The organism is Haloarchaeobius litoreus (genome assembly GCF_024495425.1).
In the GTDB taxonomy this organism is placed as follows: Archaea; Halobacteriota; Halobacteria; order Halobacteriales; family Natrialbaceae; genus Haloarchaeobius; species Haloarchaeobius litoreus.
The window spans coordinates 688,930-709,906 of record NZ_JANHJR010000003.1; the positions used below are offsets into that span (position 1 = coordinate 688,930).

Consider the following 20,977-nt stretch of genomic DNA (forward strand, 5'->3'; position numbering starts at 1 on the left):
ATGACGCTCTCAGCAGGCTTCCTGGGCTACCGGTTCATGGGGCAGGCCCACGCGAACGCGCTCGCCCGACTCCCGATGTTCTTCCCGGACGCCCCCGACGTCGAACGCGACGTGCTGGTCGGCCGTGACGAGGACGCGCTGGCGGAGGCCGTCGACCAGTTCGGGTTCGAACGGTACGCGACGGACTGGACGGAGGTCGTCGACGAGGTCGACGTGTTCTACAACCTCGGGCCGAACAACCTCCACCCGGAGCCGTCCATCGCGGCGCTCGAAGCCGGCACGCACGTGTTCTGTGAGAAACCGCTCGCACACACGCTCGACGCGGCTGAACGGATGGCCGACGCCGCGGCGCAGAGCGACGCCACCGCCGGCGTCGCGTTCAACTACCGGTTCATCCCCGCCGTCCAGTACGCGAAGCGCCTCATCGACGACGGCGCCATCGGGGACGTCCACCACGTCCGGGCGGAGTACCTGCAGGACTGGCTCGTCGACCCGACGGCGCCGTGGAGCTGGCGCAACTCCGCCGAGGTCGCCGGCTCTGGTGCCCTCGGCGACCTCGGTGCCCACTCCATCGACCTCGCACAGTTCCTGCTCGGCGAGGAGGTCGACCGCGTCTCCGGCCACCTGAAGACGTTCGTCGACGAACGGCCAGTCCCCGGGGAGACCGGGGACGCGCTCGACGCCGCCGGCGACGCCAGCACGGAGACACGCCCGGTCACGGTCGACGACGCCTACACGGCACAGGCCGAGTTCGAGAGCGGCGCGATGGGGCTGTTCGAGGCGTCCCGGTTCGCCACCGGTCACAAGAACGGCAACACCATCGAGATCAACGGCTCGGACGGCTCCATCCGGTTCGACCTCGAGCGGCTCAACGAGCTGGCGGTCCTCACCGGTGACGACCGCGGCTTCCAGACGGTGCTGGTCACCGACCCCGACGACCCCTACGTCGACCACTGGTGGCCACCCGGGCACGTCGTCGGGTGGGAACACACGTTCGTCCACGAGAACTACGAGTTCCTCACGGCGGCCGCGTCCGGAGACCCGCACTCCCCCGATTTCGCGGCGGGGCTGACCGTCCAGCGCGTCCTCGACGCGATCGAGAAAAGTAGCGACAGTGGTGAGTGGGTCACGGCCTGAGCGCGACACGGACGTGTCTTGCTGTAGGCGACCCGTCGTTCGTCCCAGCTCTCGGAAAACCCGACAGACCGACGGAGGCCGAATTGGACCGAAGTACGACGAAGATGCGCTCGACCACCCAGAACCATTAGATTTCCATATAGTAAGTTACTTTGGTAGTTGCGGTATCGGCATGTAGAATTGATTCGGTCGGGATCGTATCCTCCAAACAGGCGTTAACGACATCGAGAGCTATATTGTGCCCATATTCTGACGTCGGAGCCGTTCCCATCTTGCCCCACGATGTGGGTGAGCGTATACCAACAGATAACTGTACAAACTGGCGTGATAGTCGCATAGTCAGCGAATAAGGTTTACCAGAAAAGCCGTTGGTAGCAGAAAACAAATCAGAGACCATAATTTTATTATATAAATAAAGTTTCCAATGGGGGCTTCGGGTTAATGGTAATATACCTTGGAGTAACGCTTAATCATAATTATTCCATTAAGTTCTTGCAGTAGTGCGCACGACGTGGTTTTCTCCAGGGATGGTCGGCGTCGGTCACGGACTGAACGGTCCCTGGCCACGAGAGACGCTCGACGCGCTGTCGAACCGGCAGCGTTGCCAGCCGACGAGTTCGTCGGTGGAGGGCTGGTGGGCGTCGACGAACTCCGGAATCGAATCGAGCGTCTCGAATCGTCGCTCGACTGGCGTATCATCGTGGGTCTCGTGGAGGAGGAGTCACGGCCTTCACGCCGGGCACGCCTGGAAAGGACTCCAGCGTGTGATGAAGAACGCACCAGAAGCGGAGTTACCGGAGGAGCGACCGAACTAGTGGAGAACGACAGGTCGGGTCAGTCCATCGTGACTGGTCTCGGTCTGCACGCACTCACTCGCTCGTCGGTCGTTCACCCTCGTAGGCGTCGAACCAGCCAGTGACGGCCTGCTGGAGCGCCCCAGTCGTGCTGCCGAGGTTCAGCATCTGGTAGCCGTTCGTCGCTTTCTCGTTGACATCGTCCATCCCGAATCCGAGACCACCGACGGGGACACCTGCATCGACGGCGTTCGACCGGATGGTCTCGACGGCCTCCTGCACATCCGGATGGTCGATCTCGCCGGGACAGCCGAGCGATACGGAGAGGTCGAGCGGGCCGATGAAGACGAATCCCAGGTCCGGGACGGCCAAGATCTCGTCGAGATTCTCGACGGACGCCTCGGTTTCGATGGTCACACCGATCATCGTTTCCCGATCTTCGGTGGCGATGTAGTCGTCGGCGAGCCCCCAGCGTCGAGCGCGGGGCGACGCAAGTCCCCGGTCGCCCGGGCTGCCGTCGTATCGGAACCGGGCTGATTTGACCGCCTCACGGACCTCTGCCGCCGTCTCCACGCGTGGCAGAAAGACGTTCCTGGCTCCGAGGTCGAGGGCCTTCCGGACTAGCGTCGGGTCCGTGTCGGGGAGGCGGACGAGCAGTTCGAGGTCCGTCCGGTCGGCTGCGCGGAGTAAGTCCTCCATCGGAGTCGCGTCCCACGGATCTGGCCCACCGTGTTCGAGATCGATCCAGACGAAATCCAGGTCGAGTTCACCGAAGAACTCCACGAGTGTGGGACTGTACGTGTTGTCGAGCACGCCGAGCGCAACGTCGCCGTTCTCCAACGTGGCTGCGAGGTCGTTCGTTATCGGTGGGTCGCCCATGGCTGTATATTCTTGCGCAGACCGGAAACTTCTACCGCACAGGTGGTCGAGACTGTGTTCACCACTCAACGCAATCTCTGCTCTGACAGAGTGCGCGGAGGGCGACTATCGGACAGCCGGGGCGTGTCGAAACGGAATCGACGGTCCCGGGATGGGTTCGAGCGACACCACGACGATGGCACAGCGTCGGCCACCCACGACCGTGGCTCGGCGGGCTGGAAGAGCCGGTCGACTCCTGCCCACCACCCGTGGCTGGCAGAACACGGCTCCTGCACGCACATCCAGCCCCTGTTTTGATTAAGTGGGTGAAAATATCACGTGTTATCCGGCTACGGCACGAACGGGAGCTGTGGAGTACGAGATCGACAGAGACGAACCGGTAAGTAGGGCGGTCGTACGTGCGGTCAGCGCGGTCGAAGGCCGTGATCCCTGCTCCCTCCGACCGCTGGCTGAAATCGTCGATCCAGACGCGTTAGACAGGCTGTTCGAACCGCAACACGACGGGACGCCACGGACGGGTGGACGTCTCTCGTTCGTGTACCACGGTCAACGCATCACGGTCGACAACGGCGAGTATCTCACACTCCGGTCGCTCGAAGACTCAATGGACCGCAGGACTTCCGACGGGAGCCGTCGGTGACGGAGTGTTCGACGACCGTTTCTCGCGAACCGACAGGAGCATCTGGGGGAGCCCGACAGTTCCACCCACCGCGCTGTAGCCGGTAGGGGCGTCAGTTCCCGGGGTCGCGAACGGTCAGCAACCCCTGGGCCATGAGCCGCCGGGAGATGATGACAAGGCCGTTCCCGAACCCTTCGCCGAAGACTGCTTGTTCGTCCCCGCTGTCAGGCATGATGGAACTCACGAGGATCGCCGACCGGTCCGTCAGGAGCAGCCGGCCGATCGCCGTCTCGTCTTCGGTGTCGGCCTCGCCGTGGAGCCACTCCAGACCGGAGACGAACGTCGTCGCGTTTGGCACGGCCGTCTGGATCTGTTCCTGGAGGGATTCCGTCAGCGCGCCGATGAGGAGGTCGACCTCGGGGTCGACGTCGTTGAGTCGGGCGACGAGGTCGTCGGTCAGGAGCGACTCGTCGCCGAGGACGAGGACGACCTCGTCTGTCGCCGTCGCGATGAGCTGGTCCGCCCGGTTCTCGATGGCGTCGCGGCCGGACATCGACCACACCTGCTGGACGGGGGTTTCGCTGGGGTCGTCGACGGTGTCGACCGTCTCCAGTGCCCGTCGGAGTCGCTCGACCCGGTTCTCGTACTGGTCGCGGAGGGTTTCGGTCGCCTCGTCGAGCGGAACCGCCCGGAACTGCTGCGGGCTCGAGTGCTGGACCTCGACCAGGCCCTGGGCCTCCAGTACTCGGATCGCGTCGTACACCCGTGTCCGGGGAACCTCGGTCGTCTCACTCAACTGCTTCGCCGTGCCCGTATGGAGTCGAGACAGGCCGACGAAACATCGCGCCTCGTACTCCTTCAGGCCGAGTTGCTGGAGCACTTCGACCGCATCTGCCAGAGTGTCAGTTGTATCCATGTGTCCCAACCTCACCGGGAGAGTTCCCGGTGATTCTCTAAACTGTTCGCTCCCAGGACGGATAGGTATTGTCACTCCCTTCATGACGGTGGCCGCGAGCGGGAGGCAATCCGGGCAGCGCGACCGGGTTCCCCGCCGTATATACGGCTGTTCAAGAGTGGGCGTTCAAGAGCCGTTGTGAGGAGTTCAGTTACAACACCTTTCGGCCGTATTTCGAGAGGGTGAGCGTGAGTATTCAGGCCCTGGCAGAAGTAACCCATATAATCACAACAAAAATATACGATGGGGACCAACGGTTCCACTGGCACGCAGACCAGTTCTGTGTCCCAACCACCGTACTGGTGCGTGCTTGCCCGGTCACACTCCGTGACTGGGTTTCGAATGACAGAGGTTCTCCAGAGTGAAGGACAGCGACCCAACCGAAGACCCACAGGCCGCCGCGATAGAGCAGTTCGAACGGTTCGGGCTGAGTGCTTACGCCGCACGGACGTTCGTCGCACTCGCCAGCCTCGGCACGGGGACGGCGAGAGACGTGAGTCAGGTGTCGAACGTGCCACGTACTCGGGTGTACGACGCGATCGACGAACTACACGACAGGGGGCTCGTCGACATCCTCCAGTCGTCGCCCAAGCAGTTCTGGGCGGTCTCCGGAGAGACCGCGAGTCGCATGTTCGAACACGAGCTACAGCACCGGTCAGAGGTGCTCCGGACGGCGCTGAGCGAGCTCGAACCGGTCGAACGCCAGGCCGAGCAGCGCGGCGTCTGGACCGTCGATGGACAGTCGGCGGTCACGGAACGGGTGCTGGAGTTCTTCGCCAACGCGGACGACGAGATCGTCTACATGACCGTCGAGGACCTGCTCACCGACGACCTGGTCGACGGGTTGAGTGAGGCCGCAAACCGCGGCGTCTCGATCAAGCTCGGCGGCGTGTCGCCGGACGTTCAGGAGCACATCCAGGACAGGATTCCGGGCGCGACGATGTTCGAGTCGCTGTGGGTCTGGTCGGACACGCCGGCGGGACGGCTCATGATGGTCGACGGGCGGAAGACCCTCGTGAGTGCGCTCGTCAACGGCACGGACGCGGCACCAACCGATCCGCGGTCGGAGACCGCGATCTGGGGCGAGGGCGAGATGAACAGTCTGGTCGTGGTCTTGAAGGCGATATTCACGTGGCGACTCGGCGGCGACGACTCGACGAGATTCGAGTAGTGGTCGGCGGTTCGGCAGCTGCGCATCGCCAGCGAGCGAGTCGAGTACGGTCTCGACCTGTTCGTCGGGCTGATAGCGCACGGTTCCGCCCCTGTGTTCGTACTCGACGACGCCGTGGGCTGCTAGCTTCGGCAGGTGCGTGTGGTGGAGTTCGATCGCGAGTGCGTCCCGGTCCCGTGGGGGGTCGTCGCCGGAGCTGGAACCACCACCGTGCAACTGATCGACGAGGTCGTCGAACGTCGTGGCACCGTTCTCCTCGCGACGCAGGTGGTCGATGACCTGACGTCGGTGTCGGTCGGCGACGAGCTGTAGACGGCCGTCGAGACTGTGGTTCGTCATAGTCTATTACAGACCACGTGGAGGTATCAAGGACACTGGTTTTCACAGCAGAGTTTTTTTTTTAGTATACGAGTGACACATCCCCTCGAGCCGCTACGAAGGAACACCATCGCAGCGCAGTTGCTCCGGGAGTCGCTCACGGCGGGGAGCAAAGACCGAGGAGAGCGAGTCGTCGGTCCGAAACCGCGCCCCGGGCGGCGGAGGTGTCAATAGACCGGGGGACCAACGACGAGTATGCCCACGCACGAGGCGTCGTTCGAAATCGACTCGAAAACCGATTCGTACGCCGCGCTCCGCATCCTGGAGCAGGCGTACGATGCGGTCCGAGAGGAATCGCGGAGCGTTCGAGAGGGGACGGACGACGCCGACGAACTCCTGCAGGCGTTCCGGACGCTTCGGGAAGCATCGAAGCGTCGAACCCCGGGACGACTGACGATCACCTACGAACAGTACGACGACGCCGAGTTCGAGGACTGAGGTTCCTCGCCGCCGTCGATGGACGTCCGGTCGCCTCGGACAGCCGAGGTCGACGCGGGCAGCCGACGGGACGAACACGGTCCCGGTCGTCCACTGGCGTCGCCAGCGGGTTCCTCGCCGAACGGTCCCCCGGTCGGGGGCCCCGACGACCTGCGACTGGTGGTGTCATCGCCCTACGGCTTCAGACGCGTCGTTCCCCGGTTCGGTTCCACCCGTCGCCGCCGGGCCCTCACCATCTCTCATATCGCTGTCGCTTATTGGCTACTGCTACCACGTAACACTATCTGCTAGCTGACTGGTGCGGGAAAGCCTCGATGGGGCTGGAATCCGGCGTGAACGCCCGGAATTTCCGGGTCGTGTCTCCCATCGAGAAGTTACGAGCCGTCGGAAGTCGATGGATGTCGCCCATCCGTCCCCCCGGCTCGCTCGGCTCGCTCGGCTCCCGTCTCGCCCTGTTCGGCGATATCCTTCGTCATGCAGGTCGCGGACGCCGGACAGAGCTCGGTGAACTCCGCGGTGTCCCGGATTCGGTCCGGGACGGCCTCGCGGTCGACGCGTTCGTAGCCGCGGCGTCGGAAGAACGGCGCGGCGGTCGTCGTGAGCAGGTACAGCGTCTCGACCCCGCTCTCCCGGGCGTGCGTTTCGAGGGCGTCACAGAGGGCCGTACCGTACCCCTGGCCGCGGTACTGTTCGACGACGACGAGCGAGCGGAGCAGGCCGTTCGAGCCGTGACGTTCGACGCCGCCGAGTCCCACACACTCGTCGTCGGTGGAGGCGAGGAAGAACTCAGCGGCACCGTCGCGCACGTCCTCGTTCGGGAGGTCGTTCGCCGCCAGCAGGGACTCGACGCGGGAGTACTCGGACTCGTCCGCTCGTCGCAGGCTGAGGTCGCTCATGTCCTCGGGCCGGTCGTCCGTGAGGCGCTCGGTTCGGCAGCGATGCGAGGACGGGACGGGGCGGATGCCCCGACGCGATGCTCAACAGCAGACGTCATCTGCGGGGAGCTGTCGCACCGTTATCTCGGCGCTGCCGAACAGGTCGAACGTGAGGCGCCGGCAGTTCTGGATGCACTGTGCGAGTCTGTACGTGTGTCGCCCCGCCGTGACGAGGGCGGCGACGCCGACGAGCATCGCCGCGGCGACGAACGGGTTGCTGACGGCCAACAGCGCGACTGGAATCGCGGTGAGCAGCAGGTAGCTCGCGGCGATGCGTCGCCACGTGGGTCGGTCGGCGAACTGGCGGGTTCGTGGGTCGAGTGGTGGTCTGGACATCGGGATGGTCTCGTGGTGAGGGTGGCTGGAGGCCGGGACTGTCGTTCCGCCTGCGTCGCAGCGGCGGGGCGGCGGCCACGTGCTACGAGGTCACCTCCGGGCCCGGTCGTTCGGCCTCGACGGTCGCGGCGACGATGTACTCGCTGAGGTCGAGCGCGTCGTCCCACTCGCGGATGAACTCGTCGCTGTCGGACTTCGGCTCGATGGCGACGTCGACGAAGCCGGCGTCGGTCAGCATCGACTCCAGCGCCGGGATCGACGCCGCGCCGGCGACACAGCCCGCGACCGACTCCGGGTCGGCCCGCAGGTCGGTCGGGAGGTCGGCCGTCAGGACGACGTCGGAGATTGCGACGCGACCACCCGGGCGGAGGACGCGGTACGCCTCCCGGAACACCCGGGACTTGTCCGGGGAGAGGTTGACGACGCAGTTCGAGAGGATCACGTCGACGGACTCGTCGGCGACCGGGAGGTGTTCGATCTCGCCGAGTCGGAACTCGACGTTGTCCGCGTCGTTCGCCGCGACGTTGCCGCGTGCCTTCTCGACCATCTCGGGCGTCATGTCGACGCCGATGACGTGGCCGTCGGGGCCGACCTCGCGGGCCGCCAGGAAGCAGTCGAACCCGCCGCCGGAGCCGAGGTCGAGCACGGTGTCGCCCGCGGCGAGGCTGGCGATGGCGGTGGGGTTGCCACAGCCGAGGTTCAAGTTCGCGTCGCCGGCGACGGCGTCGAGGTCGTCGGCCGAGTAGCCGCGCTGCGTCGAGGCCTCGGACCGGGAGTCGGTGCCGGCGGCCGTCCCGTCGCAGCAGGACGCGGTCTCGTCACAGCACGAGTCGGATTCCTCGGCGATGCGTCCGTAGCGTTCCCGCACGGCGGTCCGCTGTGTTTCCGCGTCGAGGCGTTCGTCGTCCGCGTCGGTCGTGGATTGGCTCTCAGTCATGGTCGGGAGACCTCGTGTCGTCGAGTGCGGCGAGCAGTCGTTCCGCCCGCGGCGTCGGCGAGTAGTACCGCCACCGGCCCTCCTTTCGGCGCTCGACGAGGCCGGCGCTGAACAGCCGGGAGAGCGCCTGGCTGACCGCGCCCTGGCTCACGCCGAGTGCGGGTTCTATCTCACAGACACAGACGTCGTCGGCTGCCTCGGCGATGACCCGGAGCGCCTCGTAGCGGGTGTCGTTCCCGAGCGTCGCGAGGAGCTCGACGTCGGTGGCGACCGCCGACTCCGCCAGGGAGTGGGCGTGGCTGCCCGAACAGCAGCCCGTCTCCTGCTGGCTCTGTGCGTCGGTTGGTCGGTCGTTCGTCGTCGGTCCGCTCATTTTAGCACATGCTAATATTAGAGTCTACTAATATAATGGTTGGGGTCGCGCGCTGCTCGCCACAGAACGTACCGTAGAGCGTTGTACAGCGCCGAGAATCGCAGGGTTCGAACGGGGGGAGACGTACCCGGGGGCGTGCCTACGACTCCGTCGAGAGCCGCGTCTGCGTCGTTCCCTGCTCGAACTCCAGCAGCCGACGCTTGGTGGCGACGCCGTCCCCGCCGGAGTAGCCCCTGAGCCCGCCGTCGCTCCCCACGACGCGGTGGCAGGGGACGACTATCGGCACGGGGTTCCGCCCACACGCCTGGCCGACGGCGACGGGGGCGGTGTCGAGCGTCGCAGCGAGCTCGCCGTACGTGCGCGTCTCGCCGTAGGGGATGTCGGTCATCGTGGCCATCACGTCGCCGGTCACGCCCTCGGGCCTGGTGACCGTCAGGTCGAACGTCCGGCGGGTGCCTCGTACGTACTCGCGCACCTGCTCGCGGACGACCGCGGGTGGTTCCTCGATGTGGCTCTCGTCGATCTCGACGGTGCTTCCGAAGATGGAGACGTGCATGGGCTGGTGGGGTTCGTCGTTGGCTGTCGTACGTCGTTCGAGTACTTAGCCGCACGCCACGGGGCGGAACTGGACCCGGGCGGAGGTCGGGTGAGTCGCCGGTTCGAAACCGCGTCCGGAGCGGCGGAGGGACAGAGCGTGAGGAACCACCGACGAGTTCGTCCGTCGAGAGCCGCGTCCGCGTCGTCCCCCGCTCGAAGTCGAGGGGCCGACGCCTGGTGGCGATGCCTACCGGTCGAGCGGCCCCGCGAACAGGCTGCGCTCCGGGTCGGACCCCTTCCGAGCCATCACGACCGTGTTCCGTGCCTGCTCACGGATCTCGGCCGCTTTCGACCCGAATATCAGCCGCCGTAACGTTCCCTTCCGTGGTGCCCCGATAACTGTCAGATCGTGATGATCGGATTCGTCGATGATCTCCGACGTGACATCGTCTTCATCGATGATCCGGGTATCCACGTCGATCGACTCAGGAACCCGTGCTGCTCCCGTTTCGAGAAGCTCCGCTGCTTCCTCTCGACCCGCTCCGGAGTCGGTCGTTTCGAGGATGTGAACGAGTTCGAGCCGCGCATCGTTGGCTGCAGCGACCGCACTGGCAACGTTCACAGCGGCACCGGAGTGCGGGCCACCAGCGATTGGAACGAGTATCGAGGCGACCGATTCACGTTGAAAACGCCCGTTGACGACGACCGTATCACAGCCTGTACGCTTGGCTATCAGGCCTTCCAACTGCTCGGATGTGTCGTTCCCCAGGACGATGATGTTGACGTGGAACATCGTCGCCGCCGTATCGATTGCTTCGATGGGGGTCGGTCCCGTGAGGCTATGGCCGAGCACATCAGCGTCTATCGCGACGTGTTCCCGCGCACGAAGGACCGTCTCCGCCACGTCACGAGTCGTTTCGTACGACGCAGTGTCGGTCCCGGTCTCGACCTCACCGATCAGGAGCTGGGTGTCCAGGGACGCCGCAATCGCCCCCGCGATACCGAGAACGGTGTCGGACTCCCGCTGAAAGATCGGGTACAGCGTCCGCGCCTTCGACGCGCCCTTCGAACCACCGATCGACGGACGGTCCTGCTCGTCTGGCGAGTCACTCATTTCCCACCTATTTCCGCTTCGAGCATTTAGTACTACCTCTGTTTCTAGGTGCGCAAGATATGGCCGGTATATTTCGCATTCGTCAGAAGGGGCGGGTTGGAAACATATAGGTTAAGTCACTCCGGGATGCACACCGAGACAGACAGATGCACTGCAGCGTTCGTTCGACCGGCACGGTCGACCCGCCTGTCCCGGATTCGTTCGGCCGACGACCAACCCCCCGCAGAACGCTCCCGCTGCAGGTGTAGCCCAGCCATGTACATCATCATCGTCGGCGCAGGAGATATCGGAACACCACTGATCGATATCGCGACCCGGTCGGGGAACGAGGTCGTCGTCATCGAGCGCGACCCCGACAAAGCCGACCGCGTCGCGGGCCAGAACGACTGCCTCGTCCTCAACGCCGACGCGACCACGAAGGCGACGATCAGCGACGCGGGCGGGGAGCAGGCCGACGCGATCATCTCGACGACCGACCAGGACGCGACGAACATCATGGTGTGTCTCCTCGCCAAAGAGTTCGACATTCCCGCCATCCTCTCCGTCGTCCACAACCCCGAGCACATGGGCCTGTTCCGCCAGATCGGCGTGAACACGATGCAGAACCCACAGCAGCTCATCGCGGAGTACCTGTACCGTGCGGTCGCCCGGCCAGCGATCGTCGACTTCATGCGGATCGGTGAGGAGGCGGAGGTGTTCGAGATTGCGGTGACGCCGGAGGCCCCCATCGCGGGGAAGACGCTGAACGAGGCCGCCAGCTCGGGGCTGCTCGACGACGAGATGCTCGTCGTGGCGATCGAGCGGAACGGCGAAGGTCACCCACTCACTCCACGGGGGAACACCCGGATCGAGGCTGGTGACCTCCTCACGGTGTACTCGGGTGTCGGGGCCGATCCGGAGATCACCGACATCTTCGGCCACCACGAGGACCGGACGTGATGTGGATCGGGGCTCGGCGATATCGAGGGAGACGGACGACACGACGCTCTGTTCCAGATACATGAACGGGTCGTACGCGCCAGTTGGCCGTGATATCGGCCGTATGCTCCAGGCGCTCGCCGGACTGGTACTGACCTCGATCCCCGTCTCGCTGGTCTGGGGCGAGTACTACGTGCTACCCGCACTCACGGTTGCGGCACTCGTCCCGCTCGCGAGCGGTCGACTCCTCACCCACGTTTTTCGAGACGCGTCGGATCCGGGGAAGCTCCACGGCATGATGGTCGCAGCGGCGGGATGGTTCTCCGTCGCGCTGTTCGGCTCGCTGCCGTTCTTCCTGATCGCATGGACGATCGCTCTCGACCCGATGTTTCTGGATCCGCCGACACTGAGCGGCCGCGCCGCGTCGACGGTCGGCGCGTTCAGAGACCCGCTCAACGCGGTGTTCGAGTCGATGAGCGGGTTCACCGGGACCGGACTGACGATGACCGACGACGAGTCGGCACTCCCACGGACACTGCAGTGGTGGCGAACCTTCATCGAATGGATCGGTGGTGTCGGCGTCATCGTCCTGACGACCGCGATCCTCGCCCGACCGGGGAGCGGCTCGCTCACCCTCTACGAGAGCGAGGCCCGGTCGGAGAAGATCCACCCGAGCATCGTCTCGACGGTCCGGACCATCTGGTGGATCTTCCTGCTGTTCACGTTCGTCTCGATACTCGTCCTCTGGCTGGCCGGGATGCCGCTGTGGGGCGCGATCAACCACGCGATGACCGGCCTCGCCACCGGTGGGTTCTCCATCACGGACAACTCCATCGCGACGTACGACAGCGCCGTGATCGACTTCGCGCTGATTCCCGTGATGATCCTCGGCAGTATCGCCTTCCCCATCCACTATCTGATACTGCAGGGCGACCTGAAGAACCTCTACACCGACCTCCAGACGCGGTGGGTGTTCGGCTTCTTCGGGGGCGGCTCGGTGCTCCTCTCGGCGATGGTGTACACGAGCGGGACCTACGACTCCTGGTTCGACGCCGTGCGGTACGGGCTGTTCCAGTTCGTCTCCGCGATGTCCTGTACGGGGTTCCAGACCGCGGTCGACTCGACGAACGTCGCCCTCGGGAAGTGGCCGGCCCAGGCACAGTTGACCGTCACGTTCGGAATGGTCGTCGGGGCGGCCGCTGGCTCGACCGTCGGTGGCATCAAACTCATCCGACTCGCGACGCTCGTGAAGGGGATTCGCCACCGGATCACGGACGTGTTCGTCCCCGATACGGCGGTTCGGCGGCTCGAGATCGACGACAGGCGGCTCACCGAAGAGGAGGCGAACCGCGAACTGGGTGAGGCAGCCATCATCGCCGTCCTCTGGTTCGTGTTCCTCGCTCTGACGACGTTCGTGCTCCTGCTGGTGCTGCCCGAGAGCCAGTACACGCTGGAGAACGTCGTCTTCGAGGTCGCAAGCGCCCAGGGGAACGTCGGTCTCTCGTCCGGCATCACCGGTCCGGGGATGCCGGCCGTCGGGAAGCTCTTCTTCCTGTTCAACATGTGGATCGGTCGGCTGGAGATCATCCCCGTGCTCGTGCTGCTCAGGGCGTTGTTCACCCGCGGAGGGCTCTACCGATGAAACTCGACGACGTTCCGGTCGTCCACTACGTCCTCGAATCCGGACCCGACGACCCCGTGTTCGATGGCCTCCTCCTCAGTGGCCCGCTGGTCATCGGGATACTCGCCCTCGCCGGGCGGTCACCGGTTTCGGTCGGGCTCGCCGTCCTGTACCTGCTGGTGTTCTCCAGCTACCTCCCGTACAAGTGGCTCAGTAACCGCGGGCAGGAAAGCTAATCAGAAATGGTTTGGCAGCACGCTCCCAACGAGTACGATATGGACTATCGGCTGGATGAGATCGACAAGCGAATCCTCTATCATCTGGCTCTCGAGGCACGAGACACCTCTGCGCCGGACATCGCGGAGGAGGTGAACGTGTCCGCGGGGACGATCCGCAACCGGATCAACCAGCTAGAGGAGCGGGGAATCATCAGAGGATATCACGCCGATATCGACTACGAACTGGCAGAGGGGATGCTCACGAACCGCTTCAAGTGTACGAGTGCGGCAGCTGACCGGGCGAAGCTCGCGAAGCAGATCCTCCAGATTCCAGGTGTCGTGAACATCCGTGAGATCATGACCGGGAAGGCCGACCTGGAGATCAAGGCCGTCGGCAGCGACACCCGGGACCTCACACGTATCGGGGATGCGATCCTCGAACTGGGCGTGGAGATCGAGGACCAGGACATCATCAAGCGCGAACACTTCCGGCCGTTCCAGCCGTACGGGCCGGTCGAGACGCGGCACTCACCGTCGATCACCGATTTCATGAGCCTCGCCGGGGACGCCGAGGTCGTCGAACTCACGGTGCGCGAGGGGGCCCCGATCACGGGGACCACGCTTCGAGAGGCGAACTCAGATGGGCTCCTCGAGGAGGGCCTGCTCGTCGTCGCGCTCGAACGCGACGGTGAGGTCCTCACGCCACACGGTGAAACACGGCTCGAGCCGGGCGATCTCATCACCATCTTCGTCCACAACGGCCAGAGCGACCGGATCGAATCGGTGTTCGCTCCGCAAGAAGCCTGACGGAACACCGCTCCGCGAAGCCCCAGGTCGTGAGGTTGCGGCCCACCCAACCGGGGGAGCGTGTTCTCTATCCGCGAACAATCCGCCCCCTGAATGAGGATTGCGAACAATACGGCCACAGATAGTGCGGATTTGGAAGTCGTGTAGGAACCCATACAAACATCTTATACACGATGAGTACAACAGCCCCGATATGGACGACCCACGGGGGCACGAACAGGAGGACCAAGGCGTACTATCGAGGGCGCTTCCACTGGAAACAGGTGGTGGCTGAGATGGGGGAGGAACTCTTCACGAACGTATTGGTACCAGTCGCCTCGGAGGACGATGCGAGGGCCTCAATTCGGGCGGCCCTGCCGTATCTCGCGGCCGCCGGCGGCACGGCGACCCTCGTCCACGTCATCGAGAAGGCCGGTGGGGCACCGGACAAAGCGTCGGTCGAACAACGGGAGGAATACGCAGCAGAGATATTCGATGCTGCGTGGGAGGAAGCGGACGACGCGCTCGTCGAACTCCACCGTGAGATCATCTACGGGACCGATGTCGCCGAGAGCATCATCGACGCCGGCGACGAACTCGACGCGAGCGCCATCGTGTTCACCCCCCGAGGGAGTAGCCGGTGGGTCAAACTGCTCACGGGTGACGTCGCACTCGGCCTGGTGGAGCACAGCGACCGCCCCGTAATCGTCCTTCCCGACGAAGCATGACCGATCAGGAGCTCGCACGCGACCTCGGCTTCCTCGAGGCGTACACCATCGGGCTCGGGACGATGATCGGGGCGGGTATCTTCGTGCTCCCGAGCATCGCCGCCGAACAGGCTGGCCCGGCGAGCATGGTCTCCTTCTTCCTCGGTGGCATCATCTCGTTGCTGGCTGCCCTGTCGCTCTCGGAGCTGGCGACCGGGATGCCGAAAGCCGGCGGCAGCTACTACTACGTCAACCGGGCCCTCGGTCCGTTCTTCGGGAGCATCGTCGGGCTCGGGATGTGGGCGGGGCTGACGTTCGCCTCCGCGTTCTACATGATCGGGTTCGGGCAGTACCTCCTCCCCGGACTCGGCGACTACATCGGCCTCCTCGCCGGCTGGGGCGACCTCGGGATCACCGTCGCAGCACTGGTGATGGCGGCGTTCCTGACCGGGGTCAACTACTACGGCGTGAAGGAGACCGGCGCGCTCCAGAACGTCATCGTGCTCACGCTCGTCGGGCTCATCGTCGCGTTCCTGGGACTCGGCTTCCTCAGTGATCCGACCATCGGCGAGTTCAACCCGCAGGGCTGGCCCAGCGTCGCGGCGACCATCGGCACGGTGTACGTCACGTTCATCGGGTTCGAGGTGATAGCGACCAGCGCAGAGGAGATCAAGAACCCGAGCCGGAACCTCCCGCTGGCGATGATCGCCGCCGTGGTCACGCCGACGCTGATGTACGTGGGTGTGATGTACGTCTCGACGGGGACGCTCACGCCGTCCGCGCTTCAGGACTCTCAGGTCCCCGTCGCCGACGTCGCTCGCGAGGCGTTCGGCCCGTTCGCGTCGGCCGTCCCGTTCGTGAGCGTGACGCCGGGTGCGCTCGGCAGTTTCGGCGCACTCCTCATGATCGTCGGTGCGGTTCTGGCGACGGTTTCGAGTGCGAACGCGAGCATCCTCTCCGCGGCCCGGGTCAACTTCGCGATGGGCCGCGATCGGATCCTGACCAACTGGCTCAACGAGGTCCACAGCCAGTTCCGCACGCCGTATCGGGCGATCACCGGAACCGGCATCATCACGCTGCTGTTGATCGCGGTCGGCGTCGGCATCGACACGCTGGCGGAGGTGGCGAGCTTCATGTACCTCGTCACCTACGCGCTCGTCCACGTCGGCGTCGTCGTGCTCCGACGCGCCGACCCGGACGCCTACGAGCCGTCGTTCCGCATCCCGAGTGTCCTCTATCCCATCACGCCCATCGTCGGTGGTGCCGCCTGTCTGGTCGTGCTCTTCCAGATGTCGATCCGGTGGGAGCCGCTCCCGCTCGCGTACGAGGGGCTCTTCGACCTCGGAGTGAGCCTCCCGGTCACGCCGACGCTGGTCGGGCTGATCGGGACCCTCATCGTCGTCGTCGGAATCGTGTGGTATTTTGTCTACGCGAAAGAGCGCGCCCCGAGTCAGAGCCTCGTCGGCGAGGCCATCGCGCCGTCGGAGGCTGCTGCGTCGGACGGGGCGGACCGCTATCGCGTCGTCGCGCCGTTGTCGAACCCGGCCACCGAGCGCGACCTCCTGCGCTGGGCGGCGGCGAGCGCCCACGCTCACGAGGACGAGAACGCGGAGATCATCGCAGTGAACGTCATCGAGGTCCCACAACAGACCTCGCTGGCACAGGACGTCCAGTTCGAGGAGGAGCGGGTCGCCCAGCAGCAGGAGCTGCTCGATACGGCGCGCGACATCGCCGCCGACCTCGAGGTCGGACTCCGGACCCGCGCCATCGTCGCCCGGAGCGCGAGCGACGCCATCCTCGACGTCCTCGACGAGGAGAACGCTGACCAGGTCGTCCTCGGCTGGACCGGGTCCCGGAGCACGCGCGAGCACATCCTCGGGTCGAACATCGACCCCATCGTCGAGCACGCCCCCTGTGAGACGACGCTCCTGAAGCTCGCCAGTGGCCGTCGCGACGAGCCGGCGGGCGACTCCTGGGATGCGACCGCGAGCGGTGACGGGACTCCCGAGGAGATCGTCGTCCTGGCCGGCACGGGACCGCACGCACCCGTCGCCGCACAGCGTGCCGCAGAGTACGTCCAGGCGAGCCCACCGGGAAGCACAGCGGTCAGCCTCCTGAACGTCCAGAGTGCGGGCGAGGAAGGCGACGACCCCGAAGCGGAGGGGACGGCTATCATCGAGGACATCCTCGCGGGCTCCGCGCTCTCGGCCGACGAGTGCGTGACCGACGTGGTCGTCACGGAGGACGACGTCCGGGACGCCATCCTGGAGGCCATCGAGCCCTACGACACGGTCTGTGTCGGGGCGACCCGGACCGGTGCTGTCTCGCAGGCGCTGTTCGGGTCGATCCCGGAAGCGATCGGCGAGCAGTTCGACGGCCGGGTCGTCATGGCCCGTGGCGCGGAGGAGGCTCCGCGGTCGGTGCGCGACGCCATCGTCGAGCGACTGGCCGACTGACGCGGGGCGGAGCTCCCCGTCGAGACGGCCCACCGTGGGTGGCAGCCGTCCGTCGACTTCCCCGGCACGAAGAATTTTCACCTCGACCGCCGTCAGTTCCCGACATCGACGCCCAATGAACGCCCCTCGTTCCCGAACGATGTCCAGTCGTGGTCGAACATGAGTGTGGCCATCGACATCATCCGGATCGTCATCACCATCATGGGTATCGGGGTCGCGGCCCAGGTGCTCGCGGACCGTCTGCAGGTCCCGAGTGTCCTCTTTCTCATCGTCTCCGGGGTACTCGTCGGGCCCGAGGGACTGGGGCTGGTCGACCCCGACATCTTCGGCGACGCACTGCCGGCCATCGTCGGCCTGAGCGTGGCGATCATCGTCTTCGAGGGGGCGTTCCATCTGCACGTGAACCGGCTGCGGGAGGCACCGACCGAGACGCTCCGACTGGTCACGCTCGGGGCGCTGCTCTCACTGGTCGGGACGGCGGTGATCGTTCGGTTCGCACTCAGCACGTCGTGGGACGTGGCGCTCCTGGTCGGGGCGCTCCTGGTCGCGACCGGCCCCACCGTGATAACGCCGATCATGGACGTCGTTCCGGTCCGTGAACGGGTCGCGACCACGCTGGAGACCGAAGGAGTCGTCAACGACGTGACCGCCGCCATCCTCGCGCTCGTGATGTTCGAGTACGTGCTCCTCGGGTCGAGCGGCCTCCCGACGCTCGTCCAGAAGTTCACGGTGCGGCTCGGCCTCGGTATCCTCGTCGGCTGTGCCGTCGCTGCCGTCGTCTGGTACCTCCTCAACCACGTGAGCCTCTCGGTCGAGAACGCACCACAGAACGCTCGCCTCATCGTCCTCATCGCGGCGATAGGGATGTACGGGCTCGCCGAGATCGTCGCCACGGAGGTCGGTATCGCGGGCGAGCTCGGCTCCGAGTCCGGAATCGCAGCCGTCGCCGCAGGCGGGTTCGTCCTCGGGAACGTCCCGCTCCCGTATCGAGAACAGATCGAGCAGTTCAAAGGCGACATCACGCTCATCGTCCTCACGTTCGTGTTCATCTCGCTGGCGTCGTTGCTGACGCTCGACGACTTCCTCGCCCTCGGCCTCGGCGGGGTCGTCGCCGTCGTCGCCATCGCGGGGGTCGTCCGGCCCGCACTCGTGTTGCTCTGTACGGTCGGTGACCGGTTCACCGTCGAGGAGCGTCTCTACCTGAGTGCGATCGGCCCACGCGGCATCATTCCCGCGAGCGTCGCGACGCTGTTCGCACTCGAGCTCCGACCACAGAACCCCGAAGCCGCGACCACGCTCGTCGGGGCGGTGTTCCTGGTGATCTTCGCGACCGTGGTGTTTGAAGGCGGACTGGCTCGTCATATCGCACAGAGACTGAACGTGATTCCGATGCGAGCGATCATCGTCGGCGGCGGTCGTGTGGGTCGCGCCCTCGCGGAACGACTCGAGGACCGGGGAGAGGAGGTCCTGATACTCGACACCGACGAGGAGGCAGTCGAACGACTCCGGCGCGATGGGTTCTCCGTCCGCCATGGAGACGGAACACAGCGGGAGGTGCTCGAGAAGGCGGGCGCTGACAACGCCAAGGTGATCGCGGCAGCGACGGCGAACGACGAAGGCAACCTGCTCATCGGCCAGCTCGCCAAGAACAGGTTCGACGTCGACACCGTCGTCGCACGCGTCAACAGCCCCGACAACGTGGAGGCGTTCGAGAACCTCGACATCGAAGCGATCTCGAGCGGGATGTCCATCGCGTGGTCGATGGACAACGTCATCGAGCGGCCCGGCATCGCCCGCTGGATGACCGAACTGGACCGGGAAGGCGACGTCCAGGAGGTCGAGGTGACGACGGACCGGATCGTCGGGATGTCGGTCTCGGAGCTGCAGGCAGCGCTCCCCGAGGACTGTCACCTCGCGCTCATCACGAGAGACGAGAACAATCGACTGCCGCACGCGGACGATATCGTGACACACGGCGACCACCTGACGTTCATCGGACGAAAGGAGGCCGTTCGGGAGGCGCTCGAGTACTGCAACTCCTCGAATCTATCCTGACGGCGGCAGTTCGACGCGCGGCGGCACGACCGCGAGAGCCGGGTCGGTACCTACGGCTCGGTCGAGAACCGTGTCTGCGTCGTCCCCTGCTCGAACTCGAGGAGTTGACGCTTGGTTTCGACGCCGTCGCCGCCCGAGTAACCACGGAGGCCGCCGTCGCTCCCCACGACGCGGTGGCAGGGGACGACGATGGGGACGGGGTTCCGCCCGCACGCCTGCCCGACCGCGACGGGCGCGGTGTCGAGGTCGGCGGCGAGCTCGCCGTACGTGCGCGTCTCGCCGTAGGGGATGTCGGTCATCGCGGCCATCACGTCGCCGGTCATGGTCTCGGGCGTTGCGACCGTCAGGTCGAACGACTCGCGCTCGCCCCGCTCGTACTCGCGGACCTGCTCGCGGACGGCGTCGGCCGGTTCGGCGATGGCGGTCTCGTCTATCTCGACGGTGCTTCCGAGGATGGAGACGTGCATGCGTGTGCTGTGGCCCTCGATACGTCGCTGGCGTACATAACCGCCCGGCACGGACCGGAACTGATGCGCGGCGGATGACCCACCACCGCGACCAGCATCCCCACGGACTGGAGCGGTTCGACCGTCCGCTCCTCCTCGGTGGGGCCTCGTCGGTGTCGTGTCAAAAGAGCCGGCGTCGTCCGCCGGGTCACGGGTCAGTCGAGGAACGAGCGGAGGAGGACGGCGAGTCCGAGGACGATAGCCACGGATTCGGCGACGTGGACCTGCGTGAGCGTCAGTCCGGTGAACTGGTAGAGGAAGCCCTCGATGAGAACACCGAGCGTGATGAGTCCGAATCCGACCGTGGCGTCACGGAGGTATCGAGTGCCTGCTCGGCGGTACGCGCGGAAGCTGATCGCGGTCGTCGCGAGACCCATCACGAGCAGCAGGAGACGGACGCCGACCAGCGCGAGCTCCCAGTGGGTGGTCACGTGCCATCACCCTCGTTCCCCTGCTGGGGTATCTCACCGTACAGCGAGTAGAGGATGACGAGCATGCCGATTGCGACGATGGCTGTCTGGATGGTTCCCGCCAGGAATATCGACAGGTCGAACACGTCGAACAGGATGCCCTCGATGACGGAGCCGATACTGATGAACAGGAACCCGATGGCGACGTAGCGCATCGGCTCGCTGCCGTACGTTCGGTATCCTTTGTACGCCTGGTAGGTTATCAACAGCCCCAGTCCGACCGTGACGAGCTTCGCGATGACGAGTTCGATGTGCATGGTTGATTCAGCTCTCCCGGATGTCGTTCCAGATGCGCGAGAACCGTTGGGCGGCGTCCTCACGGACGTGGATGTGGACGTCGATGATGCCGTCCTCGATATCGACGTCGAGGTGGTCGATGTTCGCCTCGTAGACGCTGTGATGGCTCCCGTCCGATTCGATCCGTGTCCGCTCGACGAGCAGGTCGCCCTCGATCATGTCCTCGACCCGGCGGTAGATCGTCGAGAGGGCGACGTCACACTCTTCGCCGAGCTCCTTCGCCGACCGGGGCTCGCTGCTCGTCGCGGCCAGTATCTGCCGGACTCGCTGTTGCCCGAGCAGCTCCAGGACCTCGTCGGAGTGTTCGTCGTTGGACACGGCTGTTCCTTGCAATACGTGG

The 20,977-nt window shown here is 65.2% G+C and carries 23 protein-coding genes and 1 pseudogene; 11 read left to right on the forward strand and 13 right to left on the reverse strand.

Annotated features, from left to right (window positions below; translation table 11 throughout):
• Window positions 1-1,137 (forward strand): Gfo/Idh/MocA family protein, encoded by a 1,137-nt coding sequence (locus NOW55_RS15840; protein ID WP_256401082.1) that lies wholly within the window; start codon window positions 1-3, stop codon window positions 1,135-1,137.
• A gap of 869 nt (window positions 1,138-2,006) precedes the next feature.
• Here NOW55_RS15840 and NOW55_RS15845 read toward each other — a convergent pair.
• A complete protein-coding gene (locus NOW55_RS15845; protein ID WP_256401083.1) occupies window positions 2,007-2,810 on the reverse strand; it encodes an HpcH/HpaI aldolase family protein in 804 nt (267 codons plus the stop codon).
• A gap of 349 nt (window positions 2,811-3,159) precedes the next feature.
• On the opposite strand from NOW55_RS15845, the gene ddfA reads away from it, so the two are divergent.
• Entirely contained in the window at window positions 3,160-3,450 is a 291-nt protein-coding gene (gene ddfA, locus NOW55_RS15850; RefSeq protein ID WP_256401084.1) for a DdfA family disk-determining factor, read from the forward strand.
• 91 nt (window positions 3,451-3,541) lie between these two features.
• Here the strand turns inward: ddfA and NOW55_RS15855 are convergent, their stop codons facing one another.
• A complete protein-coding gene (locus tag NOW55_RS15855) occupies window positions 3,542-4,345 on the reverse strand; it encodes a TrmB family transcriptional regulator (RefSeq protein WP_256401085.1) in 804 nt (267 codons plus the stop codon).
• Between the two features lie 400 nt (window positions 4,346-4,745).
• On the opposite strand from NOW55_RS15855, the gene NOW55_RS15860 reads away from it, so the two are divergent.
• The gene (locus tag NOW55_RS15860) at window positions 4,746-5,555 is read left to right on the forward strand and encodes a TrmB family transcriptional regulator (RefSeq protein WP_256401086.1); all 810 of its coding nucleotides are present in this window, start codon (window positions 4,746-4,748) and stop codon (window positions 5,553-5,555) included.
• 135 nt (window positions 5,556-5,690) lie between these two features.
• Here the strand turns inward: NOW55_RS15860 and NOW55_RS20955 are convergent.
• Window positions 5,691-5,894 (reverse strand): annotated as a pseudogene (locus tag NOW55_RS20955) (DUF7344 domain-containing protein); the annotation flags it as partial.
• Window positions 5,895-6,128: 234 nt separating this feature from the next.
• Here NOW55_RS20955 and NOW55_RS15865 point away from each other — a divergent pair.
• Window positions 6,129-6,371 carry a hypothetical protein gene (locus NOW55_RS15865; protein WP_256401087.1) on the forward strand — a complete coding sequence of 81 codons (243 nt, stop codon included), beginning with the start codon at window positions 6,129-6,131 and terminating at the stop codon, window positions 6,369-6,371.
• A gap of 374 nt (window positions 6,372-6,745) precedes the next feature.
• Here NOW55_RS15865 and arsN2 read toward each other — a convergent pair whose 3' ends face one another.
• The 6 genes from arsN2 to NOW55_RS15895 all read right to left on the reverse strand — a co-directional run bounded on the left by arsN2 (window position 6,746) and on the right by NOW55_RS15895 (window position 10,603).
• Window positions 6,746-7,267 carry an arsenic resistance N-acetyltransferase ArsN2 gene (gene arsN2 / locus NOW55_RS15870; RefSeq protein ID WP_256401088.1) on the reverse strand — a complete coding sequence of 174 codons (522 nt, stop codon included), beginning with the start codon at window positions 7,265-7,267 and terminating at the stop codon, window positions 6,746-6,748.
• A gap of 81 nt (window positions 7,268-7,348) precedes the next feature.
• A complete protein-coding gene (locus NOW55_RS15875; protein WP_256401089.1) occupies window positions 7,349-7,642 on the reverse strand; it encodes a hypothetical protein in 294 nt (97 codons plus the stop codon).
• 82 nt (window positions 7,643-7,724) lie between these two features.
• Window positions 7,725-8,579, reverse strand: coding sequence for an arsenite methyltransferase (locus NOW55_RS15880; RefSeq protein WP_256401090.1), 855 nt, complete (start codon window positions 8,577-8,579; stop codon window positions 7,725-7,727).
• Window positions 8,572-8,952, reverse strand: coding sequence for an ArsR/SmtB family transcription factor (locus NOW55_RS15885; RefSeq protein ID WP_256401091.1), 381 nt, complete (start codon window positions 8,950-8,952; stop codon window positions 8,572-8,574). The genes NOW55_RS15880 and NOW55_RS15885 overlap by 8 nt, the downstream gene beginning before the upstream one ends.
• 139 nt (window positions 8,953-9,091) lie before the next feature.
• Window positions 9,092-9,508: a methylated-DNA--[protein]-cysteine S-methyltransferase gene (locus tag NOW55_RS15890; protein WP_256401092.1), complete on the reverse strand. Its 417-nt coding sequence runs from the start codon at window positions 9,506-9,508 to the stop codon at window positions 9,092-9,094.
• A 228-nt stretch (window positions 9,509-9,736) separates the two neighbouring features.
• Window positions 9,737-10,603, reverse strand: a complete 867-nt coding sequence (locus NOW55_RS15895; protein ID WP_256401093.1) for a universal stress protein — start codon at window positions 10,601-10,603, stop codon at window positions 9,737-9,739.
• 255 nt (window positions 10,604-10,858) lie between these two features.
• On the opposite strand from NOW55_RS15895, the gene NOW55_RS15900 reads away from it, so the two are divergent.
• From NOW55_RS15900 to NOW55_RS15930, 7 genes are all read left to right on the forward strand, one after another.
• On the forward strand, window positions 10,859-11,542 hold the full coding sequence (locus tag NOW55_RS15900) for a potassium channel family protein (RefSeq protein WP_256401094.1): 684 nt from the start codon (window positions 10,859-10,861) through the stop codon (window positions 11,540-11,542).
• A 61-nt stretch (window positions 11,543-11,603) separates the two neighbouring features.
• Window positions 11,604-13,163, forward strand: coding sequence for a TrkH family potassium uptake protein (locus NOW55_RS15905; protein ID WP_256401436.1), 1,560 nt, complete (start codon window positions 11,604-11,606; stop codon window positions 13,161-13,163).
• Window positions 13,160-13,378 (forward strand): hypothetical protein, encoded by a 219-nt coding sequence (locus NOW55_RS15910; RefSeq protein ID WP_256401095.1) that lies wholly within the window; start codon window positions 13,160-13,162, stop codon window positions 13,376-13,378. The genes NOW55_RS15905 and NOW55_RS15910 overlap by 4 nt, the downstream gene beginning before the upstream one ends.
• A 39-nt stretch (window positions 13,379-13,417) precedes the next feature.
• Window positions 13,418-14,167, forward strand: a complete 750-nt coding sequence (locus NOW55_RS15915; RefSeq protein WP_256401096.1) for an Lrp/AsnC family transcriptional regulator — start codon at window positions 13,418-13,420, stop codon at window positions 14,165-14,167.
• Window positions 14,168-14,433: 266 nt separating this feature from the next.
• Window positions 14,434-14,874, forward strand: a complete 441-nt coding sequence (locus NOW55_RS15920) for a universal stress protein (protein WP_368407779.1) — start codon at window positions 14,434-14,436, stop codon at window positions 14,872-14,874.
• The gene (locus NOW55_RS15925) at window positions 14,871-17,309 is read left to right on the forward strand and encodes an amino acid permease (RefSeq protein WP_256401097.1); all 2,439 of its coding nucleotides are present in this window, start codon (window positions 14,871-14,873) and stop codon (window positions 17,307-17,309) included. The genes NOW55_RS15920 and NOW55_RS15925 overlap by 4 nt, the downstream gene beginning before the upstream one ends.
• Before the next feature lie 159 nt (window positions 17,310-17,468).
• Window positions 17,469-19,364 carry a cation:proton antiporter domain-containing protein gene (locus NOW55_RS15930; protein ID WP_256401098.1) on the forward strand — a complete coding sequence of 632 codons (1,896 nt, stop codon included), beginning with the start codon at window positions 17,469-17,471 and terminating at the stop codon, window positions 19,362-19,364.
• 50 nt (window positions 19,365-19,414) lie between these two features.
• On the opposite strand, the gene NOW55_RS15935 is transcribed toward NOW55_RS15930, so the two are convergent.
• The 4 genes from NOW55_RS15935 to NOW55_RS15950 all read right to left on the reverse strand — a co-directional run bounded on the left by NOW55_RS15935 (window position 19,415) and on the right by NOW55_RS15950 (window position 20,955).
• Window positions 19,415-19,831, reverse strand: a complete 417-nt coding sequence (locus NOW55_RS15935; protein ID WP_256401099.1) for a methylated-DNA--[protein]-cysteine S-methyltransferase — start codon at window positions 19,829-19,831, stop codon at window positions 19,415-19,417.
• 194 nt (window positions 19,832-20,025) lie between these two features.
• Complete coding sequence (locus NOW55_RS15940) at window positions 20,026-20,301, reverse strand: DUF7521 family protein (protein ID WP_256401100.1); 276 nt, start codon at window positions 20,299-20,301, stop codon at window positions 20,026-20,028.
• Complete coding sequence (locus NOW55_RS15945; RefSeq protein ID WP_256401101.1) at window positions 20,298-20,597, reverse strand: DUF7521 family protein; 300 nt, start codon at window positions 20,595-20,597, stop codon at window positions 20,298-20,300. Before NOW55_RS15945 ends, NOW55_RS15940 begins: the two co-directional genes overlap by 4 nt.
• 7 nt (window positions 20,598-20,604) lie before the next feature.
• Window positions 20,605-20,955 carry a helix-turn-helix domain-containing protein gene (locus NOW55_RS15950; protein WP_256401102.1) on the reverse strand — a complete coding sequence of 117 codons (351 nt, stop codon included), beginning with the start codon at window positions 20,953-20,955 and terminating at the stop codon, window positions 20,605-20,607.
• Window positions 20,956-20,977: the final 22 nt, after the last annotated feature.